At 68.7% G+C, this 16,346-nt stretch carries 15 protein-coding genes; all 15 read right to left on the bottom strand.

What is annotated here, in order from left to right; translation table 11 throughout:
- Positions 1-10 precede the first annotated feature (10 nt).
- Entirely contained in the window at positions 11-1,477 is a 1,467-nt protein-coding gene (locus tag QRN21_RS17815; RefSeq protein WP_285365528.1) for a glutamate synthase subunit beta, read from the bottom strand.
- A complete protein-coding gene (gene gltB / locus QRN21_RS17810; protein WP_285365568.1) occupies positions 1,470-5,993 on the bottom strand; it encodes a glutamate synthase large subunit in 4,524 nt (1,507 codons plus the stop codon). Before gltB ends, QRN21_RS17815 begins: the two co-directional genes overlap by 8 nt.
- Positions 5,994-6,128: 135 nt before the next feature.
- On the bottom strand, positions 6,129-7,157 hold the full coding sequence (lgt, locus tag QRN21_RS17805) for a prolipoprotein diacylglyceryl transferase (protein ID WP_053096092.1): 1,029 nt from the start codon (positions 7,155-7,157) through the stop codon (positions 6,129-6,131).
- Between the two features lie 10 nt (positions 7,158-7,167).
- The gene (trpA, locus tag QRN21_RS17800; protein ID WP_053096094.1) at positions 7,168-7,971 is read right to left on the bottom strand and encodes a tryptophan synthase subunit alpha; all 804 of its coding nucleotides are present in this window, start codon (positions 7,969-7,971) and stop codon (positions 7,168-7,170) included.
- A complete protein-coding gene (gene trpB / locus QRN21_RS17795; protein WP_053096096.1) occupies positions 7,968-9,236 on the bottom strand; it encodes a tryptophan synthase subunit beta in 1,269 nt (422 codons plus the stop codon). The genes trpA and trpB overlap by 4 nt, the downstream gene beginning before the upstream one ends.
- On the bottom strand, positions 9,236-10,006 hold the full coding sequence (trpC, locus tag QRN21_RS17790; protein ID WP_053099114.1) for an indole-3-glycerol phosphate synthase TrpC: 771 nt from the start codon (positions 10,004-10,006) through the stop codon (positions 9,236-9,238). The genes trpB and trpC overlap by 1 nt, the downstream gene beginning before the upstream one ends.
- A 2-nt stretch (positions 10,007-10,008) precedes the next feature.
- Positions 10,009-10,254: an HGxxPAAW family protein gene (locus tag QRN21_RS17785; protein WP_053096098.1), complete on the bottom strand. Its 246-nt coding sequence runs from the start codon at positions 10,252-10,254 to the stop codon at positions 10,009-10,011.
- 48 nt (positions 10,255-10,302) lie between these two features.
- On the bottom strand, positions 10,303-10,893 hold the full coding sequence (locus QRN21_RS17780; protein ID WP_285365525.1) for a Trp biosynthesis-associated membrane protein: 591 nt from the start codon (positions 10,891-10,893) through the stop codon (positions 10,303-10,305).
- The gene (gene hisI / locus QRN21_RS17775; protein WP_056278765.1) at positions 10,890-11,249 is read right to left on the bottom strand and encodes a phosphoribosyl-AMP cyclohydrolase; all 360 of its coding nucleotides are present in this window, start codon (positions 11,247-11,249) and stop codon (positions 10,890-10,892) included. The genes QRN21_RS17780 and hisI overlap by 4 nt, the downstream gene beginning before the upstream one ends.
- Positions 11,246-12,007: an imidazole glycerol phosphate synthase subunit HisF gene (hisF, locus tag QRN21_RS17770; protein ID WP_053096104.1), complete on the bottom strand. Its 762-nt coding sequence runs from the start codon at positions 12,005-12,007 to the stop codon at positions 11,246-11,248. The genes hisI and hisF overlap by 4 nt, the downstream gene beginning before the upstream one ends.
- A complete protein-coding gene (gene hisG / locus QRN21_RS17765; RefSeq protein ID WP_053096106.1) occupies positions 12,007-12,849 on the bottom strand; it encodes an ATP phosphoribosyltransferase in 843 nt (280 codons plus the stop codon). Before hisG ends, hisF begins: the two co-directional genes overlap by 1 nt.
- A 38-nt stretch (positions 12,850-12,887) precedes the next feature.
- A complete protein-coding gene (locus QRN21_RS17760; RefSeq protein ID WP_017202142.1) occupies positions 12,888-13,151 on the bottom strand; it encodes a phosphoribosyl-ATP diphosphatase in 264 nt (87 codons plus the stop codon).
- Complete coding sequence (rpe, locus tag QRN21_RS17755; RefSeq protein WP_053096108.1) at positions 13,148-13,828, bottom strand: ribulose-phosphate 3-epimerase; 681 nt, start codon at positions 13,826-13,828, stop codon at positions 13,148-13,150. Before rpe ends, QRN21_RS17760 begins: the two co-directional genes overlap by 4 nt.
- Before the next feature lie 3 nt (positions 13,829-13,831).
- A complete protein-coding gene (locus QRN21_RS17750; RefSeq protein ID WP_285365523.1) occupies positions 13,832-15,394 on the bottom strand; it encodes an RsmB/NOP family class I SAM-dependent RNA methyltransferase in 1,563 nt (520 codons plus the stop codon).
- Complete coding sequence (gene fmt, locus QRN21_RS17745; RefSeq protein WP_285365522.1) at positions 15,391-16,311, bottom strand: methionyl-tRNA formyltransferase; 921 nt, start codon at positions 16,309-16,311, stop codon at positions 15,391-15,393. Before fmt ends, QRN21_RS17750 begins: the two co-directional genes overlap by 4 nt.
- Positions 16,312-16,346 lie beyond the last annotated feature (35 nt).

Here is a 16,346-nt window from a genome sequence, read left to right as displayed (position 1 = left end):
GCCGCTCAGCCTACGCGGGCTGGAGACCGATAGCGACTTCATGTGGTCGCACCGGCTCGGGCAGCACGGTGGTCCCCATGAGGAATCGGTCGACGTTCGCCGCAGCCGCGCGGCCCTCGGCGATCGCCCAGACGATCAGCGACTGTCCGCGACCGGCATCGCCGGCGACGAACACGCCGGGAACCGTGGACTCGTAGCTGTCATCACGTCGGAAGGCACCGCGGTCTGTCACCTGCGGGAGGGTGTCCTCGGAGTAGCCGTCCTGCTCCGGACCGGTGAAGCCCATCGCGATCAGTACGAGATCTGCGGGGATCTCGCGCTCCGTCCCGCTCTTGGGAACCCGGCGGCCGTCGATGAACTCGGTCTCGGCGACGCGGAGCGCGCGCACCTCGCCGACATCGTTCGAGAGGAATTCGACGGTCGAGGCGAGGAAGACCCGCTCGCCGCCCTCTTCATGTGCCGAGGAGATCTCGAACAACGTCGGCATCATCGGCCAGGGCTGGTGGCCCGGCCGCTCGGTGCCTGGCTGCTTGCCGATCGCGAGGTTCGTCACGCTGATCGCGCCCTGACGGTGTGCGGTGCCGATGCAGTCCGCACCGGTGTCACCGCCGCCGATCACGATGACGTGCTTGCCCTCGGCCGTGATCTGCTCCGGCACCTTGTCACCGGCGACCGCGTGGTTCGACTCGACCAGGTACTCCATCGCGAAGTGCACTCCGTCGAGGTCGCGACCAGGGATAGACAGGTCGCGCGGAACCGTGGATCCGGTGGCGATCACGATGGCGTCGTAGCGGGCGCGCAGGTCGGCCCACGAGATGTCCTTGCCGATATCTACTCCGGCGCGGAAGCGTGTTCCCTCTTCCTGCATCTGGCGAAGGCGCGACTCGAGCTGCCCCTTCTCCATCTTGAAGTCGGGGATCCCGTAACGCAGCAGGCCGCCGATGCGGTCGTCGCGCTCGAACACCGCGACCGTGTGACCGGCGCGCGTGAGCTGCTGAGCAGCGGCGAGACCGGCAGGGCCGGACCCGACGACCGCGACGGTCTTGCCCGTCAGGCGGGCCGGTGGCTGCGGTTCGACCCAGCCCTTGGCGAACGCCTCGTCGATGATCGAGACCTCGATCTGCTTGATCGTGACAGGAGGCTGGTTGATGCCGAGCACGCAGGAGCTCTCGCACGGTGCCGGGCACAGGCGACCGGTGAACTCCGGGAAATTGTTGGTCGCGTGCAGGCGATCGATCGCCGCACGGCCCTCGCCGCGCCAGGTCAGGTCGTTCCACTCGGGGATCAGGTTGCCCAGCGGGCAGCCCTGATGGCAGAACGGCACGCCGCAGTCCATGCAGCGACCTGCCTGCCGCTTCAGGACGGCCTGGTCGCCGGGCTCGTAGACCTCTTTCCAGTCCATGATGCGCACGGGCACAGGGCGACGCGGGGGAAGCTCACGTTCTGTGACCTTCAGAAAACCTTTGGGATCAGCCACCGGTCACCTCCAGGATGCGGTTCCAGACGATGTCGCCGTCGGGGTCGATGCCCTCGGCGACTGCTTCTTCGCGCATGCTGCGGACTGCCGCGTAGTCGCGAGGAAGCACCTTCGTGAACTGGCCTGCGGTCTCATCGAACCGTGCCAGGATGTCGGAGCCGAGCGGCGAGGCCGTGCGCTCCACGTGTGCCACGATCAGGCTCCGCAGCACTTCGAGGTCGGCACGGTCGAGCGGTTCGAGCCGGAGCTCGCCGCTGCCGAGCGACTGGGCGTTGATCTTGCCGCTGTCGAGCGAGTGGATGTAGGCCACTCCCCCGGACATGCCGGCGCCGAGGTTGCGACCCGTCGAGCCGAGGATCACCGCGACGCCGCCCGTCATGTACTCGAGCGCGTGGTCGCCCACTCCCTCGACGACGGCGGTCGCGCCGGAGTTGCGCACGAGGAATCGCTCGCCGACCACGCCGGAGAGATACATGGTCCCGGACGTCGCGCCGTAGCCGATCACGTTGCCGGCGATCACGTTCTCGTGCGGAGCGATGGCAGCCCCGCGAGCGGGACGGATCGAGATGTCGCCGCCCGAGAGCCCCTTGCCGACGTAGTCGTTCGCGTCGCCCTCGAGTCGAAGCACGATCCCAGAAGGCAGGAAAGCGCCGAGCGATTGACCGGCGGTGCCGTGCAGCGTGACGTCGATGGTGCCGCTGGGAAGCCCCGCGGCGCCGTGTCGGGAGGTGACCTGGTGACCCAGCATCGTCCCGACGGCGCGTTCGGTGTTCGCGATCGGCAGCTCGACCACCACCGGTTCGCCGTTGAGGAGCGCCGGCTTGGCGATGTCGATGAGCTGCACGTCGAAGTGCTTCTCGAGCTCGTGATCCTGCGTGCGGCGGCTGCGACGCGGCTCGCTCGCCGGGAATGCCGGTCCCTCGAGCACGGGGCTCAGGTCGAGGCCCTCCGCCTTCCAGTGCTGGAGTGCGGCGTTCGCCTCGATCAGCTCGGTGCGGCCGACGATCTCATCGATCGAGCGGTAGCCGAGCTCGGCCAGGATCTCGCGCGCCTCTTCGGCGATGAACTCCATGAAGTTCACGACGAACTCCGGCTTGCCGGTGAAGCGCTCGCGGAGCACGGGGTTCTGCGTCGCGACGCCCACCGGGCAGGTGTCGAGGTGGCAGACGCGCATCATGATGCAGCCGCTGACGACGAGCGGAGCCGTCGCGAACCCGAACTCCTCCGCGCCCAGCAGAGCGCCGATGATGACATCGCGTCCCGTCTTGAGCTGGCCGTCGACCTGCACGACCACGCGATCGCGCATGCCGTTGAGCATCAGCGTCTGCTGGGTCTCGGCGAGCCCGAGCTCCCACGGCGTTCCCGCGTGCTTGAGCGAGTTCATCGGGCTCGCGCCCGTGCCGCCGTCGTGACCTGAGACCAGGATGACGTCGCTCAGAGCCTTCGCGACACCCGCCGAGACCGCGCCGATGCCCGACTGGCTGACGAGCTTCGTGTGGATCCGCGCCTCGGGGTTGGCCCGCTTCAGGTCGAAGATGAGCTGCTTCAGGTCTTCGATCGAATAGATGTCGTGGTGCGGCGGGGGCGAGATGAGTCCCACACCGGGTGTTCCGCCGCGCGTGCGCGCGACCCACGGATACACCTTCTGCGGAGGCAGCTGACCGCCCTCGCCGGGCTTCGCACCCTGGGCGAGCTTGATCTGGATGTCGTCGGCCTCGGTGAGGTACAGGCTGGTGACGCCGAAGCGTCCCGAGGCGACCTGCTTGATCGCGCTGCGGCGCTCGGGATCGAGCAGACGGTCGGCATCCTCCCCGCCCTCACCCGTGTTGGACTTGCCGCCGAGCCTGTTCATGGCGATCGCGAGAGTCTCGTGGGCCTCTTTCGAGATCGATCCGTAGCTCATCGCGCCGGTCGAGAACCGCTTGACGATCGCCGAGACCGGCTCGACCTCGTCGAGCGGCACCGGCTTGCGCGTACCGGTCCGCAGCGAGAACAGACCGCGCAGAGTCTTGAGCTCCGCCGCCTGATCGTCGACCATCCTGGTGTACTCGCGGAAGATGTCGTAGCGGCGCTCGCGTGTGGCGTGCTGCAGCTTGAACACCGTCTCCGGGTTGAAGAGGTGCGGGGAACCGTCGCGACGCCACTGGTACTCGCCACCGGTCCAGAGGCGCTCGTGAGCGCGAGCAGCCTCATCCTCCGGGTAGGCGTAGTCGTGACGAGCCTGATTCTCGATGAAGATCTCTTGGATCCCGATGCCGCCGAGCTTCGACTCGGTGCGCGTGAAGTACTTGTCGATGAACTCCTCGCTCAGACCGACGGCCTCGAAGACCTGTGCGCCGGCGTACGACGAGACGGTCGAGATGCCCATCTTCGACATGATCTTCAGCACGCCCTTGCCGAGCGCGTAGATCAGGTTGCGGACGGCCTTCTCGGGGCTGATGCCGGTGATGTAGCCGGTGCGCACCAGGTGCTCGACGGTCTCCATCGCGAGGTACGGGTTGACCGCCGACGCGCCGTATCCGATCAGCGTCGCGACGTGATGCACCTCGCGGACGTCACCCGCCTCCACGATCAGACCGACCTTCATGCGGTTCTCACGACGGATCAGGTGGTGATGGATGGCCGAGACCATGAGAAGCGAAGGGATCGGGGTCAGATCCTTGTTCGAGTCGCGATCCGACAGGATGATGAACTCGGCACCGCTCTCGATGGCCTCATCGACCTCGTCGCACATCTCGGTCAGACGCTTCTCGAGCGTGTTAGAGCCGGCGTCGAAGTGGTACAGGCCCCTGATCGTCACGCTGGAGCGATCGGGAAGAGCCTTGTCGATGTGACGGATCTTCGCGAGCTCGTCGTTGTCGATGACCGGGAAGTCGAGCGACACCGTGCGGGTGTGGTCGGGACCCCAGGTGAGCAGATTGCTCTCGGGGCCGAGACCGAGCTTCAGACTCGTCACGACCTCTTCGCGGATCGAGTCGAGCGGCGGGTTGGTCACCTGCGCGAACTGCTGAGTGAAGTAGTCGAAGAGCAGGCGGGGACGCTTGCTGAGGACCGCGATCGGAGTGTCGGATCCCATCGCGCCGAGAGGCTCGACACCGTTCTGGCCCATCGGGGTCAGCAGGATGCGCACCTCCTCCTCCGTGTAGCCGAAGGTGCGTTGACGGCGGGTGATCGATGCGGGCGGGTGCACGATGTGCTCACGCTCGGGGAGGTCCGCGAGCCGCACGGAACCGGCATCCAGCCATTCCTGCCACGGGTGCATGGTCGCGAGATCGTGCTTGATCTCCTCGTCTTCGATGATGCGTCGCTGCGACGTGTCGACGAGGAACATCTTGCCGGGCTGCAGGCGTCCGCGACGCTTGATCCGCTCGGGTTCGAAGGTGAGCACACCGGTCTCCGAGCCGATGACGATGAGGCCGTCGGTCGTCTCGGTCCAGCGCCCGGGGCGGAGCCCGTTGCGGTCGAGGGTCGCGCCGACGACGGTGCCGTCGGTGAAGATGAGCGCCGCGGGGCCGTCCCAGGGCTCCATCTGGTTCGAGTGGTACTCGTAGAACGAACGAAGCTCCGGAGAGATGTCGGACTGCTTCTCGTATGCCTCGGGGACCATCATCATGATGGCGTGCGGCAGGCTGCGACCGGTGAGGGTGAGCAGCTCGAGCACCTCGTCGAACGACGCGGAGTCGCTGGCACCGTCGGTGCAGATCGGCAGCAGCGGCGCGACATCGCCCAGCAGCTCGGATTCGAGCTGCGACTGGCGAGCGCGCATCCAGTTGCGGTTGCCGCCGACCGTGTTGATCTCGCCGTTGTGCGCGAGCATGCGCAGCGGTTGAGCGAGCGGCCAGGAGGGGAACGTGTTCGTGGAGTAGCGGGAGTGCACGACCGCGAGCTCGGACATGAAGCGCTCGTCCTGCAGGTCGGGGTAGAACGGCTCGAGCTGCAGCGTCGTGACCATGCCCTTGTAGCCGAGAGTGCGGGCGGACAGCGTCACGAAGTAGGCGCCGAGCTCGTGACCGGCGCGTTTGCGCAGTCGGTATGCGACGCGGTCGAGGGCGATGCCGGTCAGCGGGGCGTCCGAGTGCGTCGCTCCCCCGGCGCTCACGAAGAGCTGCTCGAAGGCGGGACGCGCCTCGTCGGCGAGCTTTCCGAGGTTGTCGTTGACCGTCGGAACCTCGCGCCAGCCGAGGACGCGGAGTCCCTCCGAGCGGGCGATCTTCTCGATGCCGGCCTTCTGCTGGCGGCGCTCGCTGGAATCGCGCGGCAGGAATGCCAGGCCCGCGGCGTACTCGCCGACCGGGGGCAGTTCGAAGTCGGTGACGGCGCGCAGGAACGCGTCCGGCATCTGCGTCAGGATGCCCGCGCCGTCTCCGGTGCCGGCATCCGAGCCGATCGCCCCGCGGTGCTCCAGGTTGCGCAGCGCTTCGAGCGCGAGCGCGATGATGTCGTGGCCCGCCTCGCCGCGGAGGGTCGCGACCATGGCGAGGCCGCAGGCGTCCTTCTCGAACGCCGGGTTGTACATGCCCTGCTTCGGGGGGTAAGCGCCGGAAGCGCCGTAGGGAGGCTGAAAATACACCAGTACCGTCCTCAGATCTTCGGATGACCCGGGGGCGTCATTGGCCGGGTGGATGCGATGGGGTCCGCACGGACCGGTGGGCTATCGAGCGCCTTCCGAGTCCGTGGGAGCGGTGCTTGTGGCGCTGGCTCCTGCGGCGACTTCTTCGGACGGAGGCTCACTCACGTCCACGAAATCGGAGGGATTGTTCTGCGATTCTACATCAGCGTCGAGGTCCTTCCGGCCGCGGCCGGGCTGGTAGGGCGACGGCTCGAGACCGGGGTGACGGCGAGACTGGACGATGAGGATCGCGATGCCCACGATGATGCCGATGATGGCGGCCCACACGTTGCTGCGGAGACCCAGGATGATCTCGCTCGGATCGATGCGGATCGACTCCCAGACCACACGTCCGGCGCTGTACCAGATGAGGTAAATGGCGAAGAGCTTTCCCCACTGGAACGCGGTCGCCTTGCGGCTCAGCCAGAGCAGCACGATCACGCCGAGACCGTTCCAGATCACCTCGTACAGGAACGTGGGGTGGAAGAGCGTGCCCTCGGGAAGGCCGGGAGGGAACGCGGAGTTGTCGGAGGGGATCTCGAGGCCCCACGGCAGGTCGGTGGGCAGACCGTAGAGCTCGTTGTTGAACCAGTTGCCGAAACGGCCCATGGCCTGTGCGAGCAGGAGCCCGGGTGCCAGTGCGTCGGCGAAGGTCCAGAAGCGGATGCCGGTCCAGCGGCATCCGAGGTACGCGCCCACTGCGCCGCCGATGAGGGCGCCGAAGATGGCGATACCGCCCTCCCAGATGGCCCAGACGGATCCGGGTTCGAAGGGATTCCAGGTGTTCCTGCCCTCGCCGAAGTAGAAGTTCGGGTGGGTCAGGACGTGGAAGATGCGCGCGCCGATGATGGCCAGCGGAACGGCGAGGATCGAGATGTCGATCACGACCCACGGCTCTGCACCGCGCTTGGTGAGGCGGTGGTTGGTCAGCAGTACCGCCGCGATGATGCCGGCGATGATGCAGAGCGCGTAGAAGTGGATCCGGAGCGGGCCGAGGTCGATGTAGGAGACCGTGGGGCTCGGGATGCTGGCGAGCACGCCGCTGAAGGTGCTGTGGAGCGCGAGGGACATGAGTGCGATTCTAGTTCTCGTGTACGGGGCGTGCCGACGACGTGCCGACCGCCAGGTTTCGGGTGACCTCTGCGAGGGCGGGGATGCCGCCGTCGCGGAGGGCGCGGACGAGTGCGGTGCCGACGATGGCGCCGTCCGCGTATTCGGAGACTCCGGCGATCTGCTCGGCGGTCGAGATGCCGATCCCGACGCAGGCGCGGATGTCGCCGTGCTCGCGAAGGCGTCCGACCAGGGTGCGCGCAGCGCGGTCGAGCTCGGTGCGCTCACCGGTGATGCCCATGGTCGAGACGGTGTAGACGAAGCCGGTGGACGACTTCACGACGAGGTCGAGGCGCTCGTCGGTCGAGGTGGGCGCGGCGAGGAAGACGCGGTCGAGGCCCGTGCGCTCGCTCGCTGCGATCCACTCCCCTGCCACGTCAGGGGTGATGTCGGGCGTGATCAGGCCCGCTCCCCCCGCGGCCAGCAGGTCGTCCGCATAGCGGTCGACGCCGTACTGGAACACCGGATTCCAGTACGTCATGACCAGGACGGGCACATCGGTGGCGTCGGTGATCGCGCGCACGGCCGTGAAGAGGTCCTTCATCTTGAAGCCGTTCGCGAGAGCCGCGGTGGTCGCCTCCTGGATCACGGCGCCGTCCATCACCGGGTCGCTGTAGGGCGGTCCGAGCTCGATGATGTCGACGCCGTTCTCGGCGAGGGCGATGGCGGCACGGATGCTCGTCTCGAGGTCGGGGTAGCCGACGGGGAGGTATCCGACGAAGGCGCTGCGGCCCGCGTCATGGGCGGCGGCGATCGCCTGTTCGACGCGGCTCACAGCTCCGGCTCCCCCTTCGACGCGGCTGCTTCGGCGTCGCTCTCGTCGGCGACATCGTGCGCGAGCGCCTCGGCGTCGTAGAGGTCGAAGTAGCGGGCTGCTGTGTCCATGTCCTTGTCGCCGCGACCCGACAGGCAGATCGCGAGCACGGCGTCCGGACCCATCTCACGTCCGAGGCGCAGGGCGCCCGCGAGGGCGTGGGCGGACTCGATGGCGGGGATGATGCCTTCGGTGCGGCTCAGCAGGCGCAGCGCCTGCATGGCCTCGTCGTCGGTCGCCGGGATGTACTCGGCGCGACCGATGTCGGCGAGCCAGGAGTGCTCCGGGCCCACGCCCGGGTAGTCGAGACCTGCGGAGATCGAGTGCGACTCGACCGTCTGGCCGTCTTCGTCCTGGAGGACGTAGGTCTTCGCGCCGTGCAGGATGCCGGGACGCCCACGCTCGATGGAGGCCGCGTGGCGAGGTGTGTCGACGCCGTCGCCGGCCGCCTCGACTCCGTAGAGCTTCACGCCGGCGTCGTCGAGGAACGCATCGAACATTCCGATCGCGTTCGAGCCGCCTCCGACGCACGCGATGACCGCGTCAGGCAGTCGGCCGACCTCGTCGAGCAGCTGCTGGCGAGCCTCTTCGCCGATGATCTTCTGGAAGTCCCGAACCATCGCGGGGAACGGGTGCGGCCCCGCCGCGGTGCCGAAGATGTAGTTGGTCGTCTCGACGCTCGCCACCCAGTCGCGGTACGCGTCGTTGATCGCGTCCTTCAGCGTGCGCGATCCGGAGGTGACCGCGATCACCTCGGCGCCGAGCAGTCGCATCCGCGCGACGTTGAGCGCCTGGCGCTCGGTGTCGACCTCGCCCATGTAGATGGTGCAGTCGAGGCCGAAGAGAGCGGCAGCGGTAGCCGTGGCGACGCCGTGCTGGCCTGCCCCCGTCTCGGCGATCACGCGGGTCTTGCCGAGGCGCTTCGTCAGCAGCGCCTGCCCCAGCACGTTGTTGATCTTGTGCGAGCCGGTGTGGTTGAGGTCCTCGCGCTTGAGGAACACTCGCGCTCCGCCGGCGTGCTCGGCGAACCGGGCGACCTCGGTGAGCGGCGACGGGCGCCCGGCGTAGGAGCTGAGCAGAGACGCCAGCTCGTCGCGGAAGACCGGATCGACGATCGCGTCGGCGTATGCCGCCGAGAGCTCGTCGATCGCGGCGATCAGCGACTCGGGCATGTAGCGTCCGCCGTAGTCGCCGAACAGTGGACCGTGCTGGTCTCGCAGGCTCATCACGCCTCCAGGAAGCTCTTGAGTGTGGCGACCGGGTCGCCCGTGACGAGCGCCTCCCCGATCAGGACGACGTCAGCGCCCGCTGAGCGGTAGTGCCTGACGTCTTCAGGTGTGAGGACCGCGGATTCCGCGATCTTGACCGCGGTCTCAGGGATCCGGTCGACGAGACGGCCGAAGAGATCGCGGTCGAGCTCGAGGGTCTTCAGGTCGCGCGCATTGACGCCGATCAGCGATGCCCCGAGATCGATCGCGACCTCGAGCTCGTCGGCCGAGTGCGTCTCGACGAGCGGCGTCATGCCGAGCTCGGTGATGAAGCCGAAGAGCTCACGGAGCACATGCGGCTCGAGCCCCGCGACGATCAGCAGCACGAGATCGGCACCGGCGGCTCGTGCTTCGAGGACCTGATATCGATTCGCGATGAAGTCCTTGCGCAGCACGGGAAGGGACACGCGCGCGGTGACAGCTTCGAGATCGGCGAGGCTGCCGCCGAACCGGCGTTCCTCGGTCAGGACGCTGATCGCCGACGCGCCGCCCGTCTCGTACAGCGACGCCTGGAAAGCGGGATCCGGGATCTCGGCCAGGGCGCCACGCGACGGGCTCGCGCGCTTCACCTCGGCGATGATCTTCACGCGCTCGGCGGGAGCGAGGAACGCCAGGGCGTCCTTGGCGGCGGGGCGTGCGAGAGCATCGCGTTCCACCTCGGCCAGTGGCCTGGTGAGAGCGCGACGCTCAGCGTCTGCGACTGCGCCGGCCGTGAGGTCGGCGAGCACCATTAGTGCGCCTTCGGCGAGTACTTGGGGCCCTTCACGCCGTAGCCGGCCCTCGCGAGCAGCCAGCCCACGAGAGCGCCGATCGGGATGATGGCCGCGCCGACCCAGATCAGGGCGACCCAGACGGGGCTGAACTCGGCGAGGCAGAACGCCAGCGTGCCGATCGTGAAGCCGGCGAGCATGATGATGACGCCCGTCCATGCGGCAGGCGAGTGTCCGTGGCCGGGGTCAGCGATCGGGTTGGTCATGGTCTCCTCCGGGGGACGACGTGCTGGTTCGGGTCAAGTCTATCGGGGTCATCGCGTCGGGTCGGTTCCGCGAGACAGGTCGTCCCACGAATCGATCGCGTCCACGGGGCCGGCGGTCGCGTCCACATGTGCGGCATCGGTGCGGTAGCGGCGGCCGCCGCGCTTCCAGCGGCGCCACGTGATGAGCACGACGAGGGATGCCGCGAGCAGGATGACCCAGCCGATGAGCGTCATGACGGGCCAGGCGGAGAGCTCGATGCCGGCGACCACGTCCGTGATCGCCGAGCTCCCGGCGAGACCGGTCGTCTCGGTGACGGTGGGGCCGACAGCGCTCAGCGGCTCGGTCAGCACCAACTGGAGCGTCGTCCACCCGAGGAAGAGCGCGGCAGCGGTGGCGAGCACGCCGAAGATCAGCCGGAGCACGGGACCGACGATCGAGAGCGCGATGCCGAGCGCCAGCACGGCGAGGCTGAGAGGCGCGAGCAAGGGCAGCGCGGACGCCCCTGGCACGAGGATCGCCTCTCCCGCATCGGTGCGCGCGACGGTCAGCCAGGTCTGCGTCGACGAGATGATGCCGATCGCACCGGAGAGGAGGAACCCCGAGACGGCGATCGACCGGCCTCTGCGTGCGAGCGTCATTCTGCGGAGCCCCCCTCGACGGCCTGCAGGTCGGTCGTGTCGAAGCAGGTGCGCGTGCCCGTGTGACAGGCCGGTCCCGTCTGGTCGACACGAAGCAGGATCGCATCGCCGTCGCAGTCGAGCCGCGCCTCGTGCACCACCTGGATGTTGCCCGAGGTGTCGCCCTTGCGCCAGTACTCCCGGCGGGATCGAGACCAGTAGACCGCACGTCCGGTGGTGAGGGTACGTCGCAGCGCCTCGGCATCCACCCAGGCGAGCATCAGGACCTCTGCAGTGTCCCACTGCTGCACGATCACCGGTGCGAGACCGTCGTCATTGAAGGCGACCTGCGCGATGCGCTCTTCGACGTCGCTCATCGGACGAGCACTCCTTCCGCACGCAGTGCATCCTTCACGTCGCCGACCGTGAGCGCGCCGGTGTGGAACACGCTGGCTGCCAGAACCGCATCCGCCCCGGCCTTGATCGCCGGAGCGAAGTCTGCGGCCTTGCCTGCTCCGCCCGACGCGATCACGGGCACCGAGGCTGCCTCGCGCATCAGCTTCACCAGCTCGAGATCGAAGCCGTCTCGCGTGCCGTCGGCATCGATCGAGTTGACGAGCAGCTCGCCCGCGCCGCGTTCAGCGGCCTCTCGCGCCCAGTCGAGTGCGTCGAGGGTGGTCTGCGTGCGTCCGCCGTGGGTGGTGACCACGAAGCCGGATGCGGTCGTGTCGGCCCGCTTGACATCGAGCGACAGCACGAGCACCTGCGCCCCGAAGCGGTCGGCGATCTCGCCGATCAGCTCGGGGCGCGCGATCGCAGCGGAGTTCACACCGACCTTGTCGGCTCCGACGGACAGCAGGCGGGACACGTCGTCGACGCTGCGGACTCCCCCGCCGACCGTCAGCGGCACGAACACCTGCTCGGCGGTGCGCTGGACGACGTCGTAGGTCGTCGCGCGTGCATCGACCGTCGCGGTCACGTCGAGGAAGGTGATCTCATCGGCGCCCTGCGCCGCGTAGTGGCGGGCAAGCTCGACCGGGTCGCCCATGTCGCGCAGGTTCTCGAAGTTGACTCCCTTGACGACGCGGCCGGCGGCGACGTCGAGGCAGGGGATGACGCGACTCGCGAGCGCCATCAGAGCCTCGCGTTGTGGATCGCCGTGACGAGGATCGCTCGGGCACCGAGAGCGTAGAGCGCATCCATCACGGGGTTGACCCGCGCGCGGGCCACCATGACCCGCACCGCGACCCACTCGGGGTCGCGCAGGGGCGAGACGGTGGGAGACTCGATGCCGCCGGCGATCTTCACGGCGTCGTCGAGCAGAGCGAGCGGCAGGTCGTAATCGATCATCACGAACCGGCGGGCCACCATGACGCCGCGGAGACGGCGGAGAAGCGTCTCGGATCCCTCGGCATCCTGCGGACCGGCGATCAGCACGGCCTCGGACTGCAGGATCACGGGACCGAAGACGTCGAGCCCCGCTTGACGCAGTGTCGTGCCCGTCTCGACGACGTCAGCCACGGCGTCGGCCACACCGAGGCGCACGGCGGACTCCACCGCACCGTCGAGCGGCACGAGGTCGACCGCGATTCCGCGCTCATCGAGGAACGCGTCGACGAGACCCGGATACGACGTCGCGATGCGCAGACCGTCGAGCTCGGACACCTCGGTGTAGCGCCCCGAGGGCGCGGCGAAGCGGAAGGTCGAGCCGGCGAAGCCGAGCGCCTCGATCTCGCGCGCGCCGGGCATGCGGGCGTCGAGAAGCAGGTCGCGACCCGTGATGCCGACATCGATGGCGCCGGAGCCGACGTACGTCGCGATGTCCTTCGGACGGAGGTAGAAGAACTCGACGTCGTTGTCGCTGTCGACGACGTGGAGCGTCTTGGGGTCACGGCGACCGGCGTAGCCGGCCTCCGCGAGCATGTCGGCGGCCGTCTCGGAGAGAGAGCCCTTGTTGGGAACAGCAATGCGCAGCATGGGATGCCTTCAGATCGAAGCGAGTGGGGCGGAGCGCTTCACAGATGTCGGTAGACGTCCTGCAGGCTCAGGCCCTTCGCGAGCATCATCACCTGCACGTGGTAGAGCAGCTGCGAGATCTCTTCTGCAGCGGCCTCGTCGGACTCGTACTCGGACGCCATCCAGACCTCGGCAGCCTCCTCGACGATCTTCTTGCCGATCGTGTGCACGCCGCCGTCGAGCTCTGCAACCGTGCCTGATCCCTCGGGGCGGGTCTCGGCCTTGACGCTGAGCTCGGCGAACAGCTCGTCGAAAGTCTTCACGATTCCAGGCTAGCGGCTCTGGCGCGGTCTCTGAGCCGGGTGACGGCCGCCTCGACGTCGTCGGCGCCGTAGACCGCGGATCCTGCGACGAAGGTGTCTGCGCCGGCGGCGGCCGCCGCCTCGATCGTCGCATCGGAGATCCCGCCGTCGACCTGCAGCCAGACGTTCGACCCTCGCCGCTTCGCCTCGTCGGCGAGAGCGCGCAGCTTCGGCATCGTCTCGGGCATGAATCCCTGCCCGCCGAACCCTGGTTCGACGGTCATCACGAGGATCTGGTCGAACTCCTCGAGCACGCTGTAGAGACCGTCCGCGGGGGTGTCCGGCTTGATCGCCACTCCGGCCCTCGCCCCGATGCTGCGCAGAGTGCGGGCCAGCGAGATCGGATCGGCGGCGGCCTCGAGGTGGAACGTGACGCTCGCGGCACCGAGCTCCGCATACGCGGGAGCCCACCGCTCGGGGTCGGTGATCATCAGGTGCACGTCGAGCGGGATCGGGCTGGTCGCCTGGATCCGCTCGACCATCTGCGGCCCGAACGTGAGGTTCGGGACGAAGTGGTTGTCCATGACGTCGACATGCGCGAAGTCGGCAGTGGCGATCTTGGCGAGATCACGCTGCATGTTCACGAAGTCGGCGGCCAGGATGCTGGGGTTGATGCGCGGTGCGCGGGGCAGGTCCACTCTCTAGTCTCCTTGCTCGGCGCTGGCGTCGCGCTGATCGGTGTCGGCTCGTCGGAGGAGCGCGAGGAACATCGCATCGGTCCCGTGCCGGTGTGGCCACAGCTGGACCCGCCCGGTGCCGTCGCTGCCGAGATCGATCGGTGAGGTCACGACACCCTCGAGGACCGCACGCGCATCGAGCTCGGTGATGTCGGTGCGGCCACGGAGCACCTCCTGGACGACGCCCGTCGTCTCGGCGAGATGCGGCGAGCAGGTCGCGTACGCGACGATGCCGCCGGGCGCCAGCGCGTCGAGGGCCGCCGAGAGCAGTTCGACCTGCAGCGGCACCAGCTCGGCGACATCACCGGGGGTCTTGCGCCATCTCGCCTCGGGCCGCCGCCGGAGAGCCCCGAGTCCCGTGCACGGCGCATCGACGAGGATGCGATCGAACTGGCCCGCGTGGGAGGTGCCGAACGTGCGGCCGTCCTCTTCATGAACCACGACATCGGCGGGCACGGCGCGCAGGGCGTTGCGGACGAGTCGCGCACGGGTGGGCACCACCTCGTTCGCCTCCAGCGACACATCGTGCTGTCGCGCGACCGCCGCGAGCAGCGCCGTCTTGCCGCCGGGGCCTGCGCACAGGTCGAGCCAGCGTTCGCCGGAACGGATCGGCGCAGCGTCGGCGAGAGCCAGTGCGACGAGCTGCGACCCTTCATCCTGCACACGCACCGTGCCGCCCGAGGAGGCGATCACGTGGTGCGGGTCGCCGCCCGGAGATCCGTAGGCCGTCGGCGCATACGGTCGACGTGGCTCCCCGGGCTCGGCGAGGCCGGGCAGAGCGACGAGAGTGACCTCCGGCGAGGCGTTGTCGGCGTCGAGGAGGTCGTCGAGCTCCTCGACGCGACCTTCAGCGGCCAACGCGCGACGCAGGGCACGGATGACCCAGACGGGGTGAGCGGAGCGCAGCGCCAGCCGCTCGTCGTCCGACCGCGCGGAGGACTCGATGCGCTGCTCCCACTCCCCCGGCGTCTCGCGGGAGATTCGCCTCAGCACGGCGTTCGCGAAGCTGGATGCACCGCGGCCCTGGGTGGCGGCGACGATGTTCACCGACTCGTTGACGGCCGCGTGCGACGCGACGCGGGTCGCGAGCAGCTGATGGGTCGCGAGTCTCAGCGCGTCGAGCACACCGGCGTCGATCTCCTCGACAGGCCTGTCGGCGGCCGCGGCGATGATCGCGTCATACGTTCCGCGGCGTCGCAGTGTGCCGTAGGCGAGTTCTGTGGCGAGAGCGGCGTCCTGTGGAGTGAGTCCTGCGTCCGCGATCGCGGCCGGAAGGATCAGGTTCGCGTAGGCATCCGATTCCGACACCGCCCGCAGCACGTCGTAGGCCACGCGCCGCGCAGGCTGCACCGTGCGCTGCGGCGCCGTGCGCTGCGGGCCGCGGGACTGTCCGTCGCGCTTCCCGCCCCGAGCCTGGCCGTCACGTGGACGCTGATCGCGCGGCGTGCTCGGTCCCGAACGGGATCCGCGGCCGGACTCGCCGCGACGCGGCTCGCGACGTGCGCCGTCGTCCTGCCGCCCGCTCATGCGCCGGCTCGCAGGTTCTCGGTGTCGCGCTGCCCGCGCCACCAGTCGACCGCGCTCATCGCGCCCTTGCCCGAGGGCTGCACCCGCGTGACCGCGAGCGGGGCCGAGGCCGTTCCGATGAGGAGAGCGGACTTGGTCGCGGTGAACGCGCCCGGCGCGAGGGCGACGTCGCTTTCCGAGGGAGTGGCCTCCAGCACCTTGAGGCGGATCCCGTCGACGGTCGTGTGGGCGCCCGGTTCGGGGGTGACTCCACGGAACCGCGCGAACACCTCGCTGAGCGGGCGGGTCCAATCGAGCAGACCATCGTCGAGAGTCAGCTTCGGGGCCAGCGACGCCTCCCCCTCCTGGGGCACAGCGCGCGCAGTGCCGTCGGCGATGGCCGCGACCACTTCCGCCGTCAGTTCGGCGCCATCGAGAGCGAGTGCGTCGAGTGCGGCATCCGCCGTCGCCTCGGGAGCGACCGCGACGACCCGCGTCGCGAAGACATCACCGGCATCGAGCGCGGGAACGAGCTGGAACACACTGGCACCCATCTGCGCATCGCCGTTGATCAGTGCGCGCTGCACGGGTGCGGCACCGCGCCACTGCGGGAGGAGCGAGAAATGCAGATTGATCCAGCCCTTCGACGGTGTGGAGAGCAGCGGCTCGCGAACGAGTCCGCCGTACGCCACGATCACACCGAGCTCGACATCGAGCGCGGTGATGGCGGCCGTCGCGTCGTCGTCGAGACGAGCCGCCTTGATGACCGGCAGTCCGAGCTCGTCGGCGGCGTGAGCGACAGGCGACGGCGTGAGCACCCGCTTGCGGCCCAGCGGCGCGTCCGGGCGGGTGACGACCGCAGCGATGTCGTGCTCGGCCGCGAGGCGGCGGAGTGTGGGGACGGCTGCCGACGGTGTGCCGGCGAAGACGAGACGCATGAAGGTGCTCCGGAGGGATGCGGGGGTGGATCGGG

This window comes from Microbacterium sp. LMC-P-041 (assembly GCF_030209555.1).
GTDB lineage: Bacteria > Actinomycetota > Actinomycetes > Actinomycetales > Microbacteriaceae > Microbacterium.
This window is presented reverse-complemented; position numbering and strand designations above follow the sequence as displayed.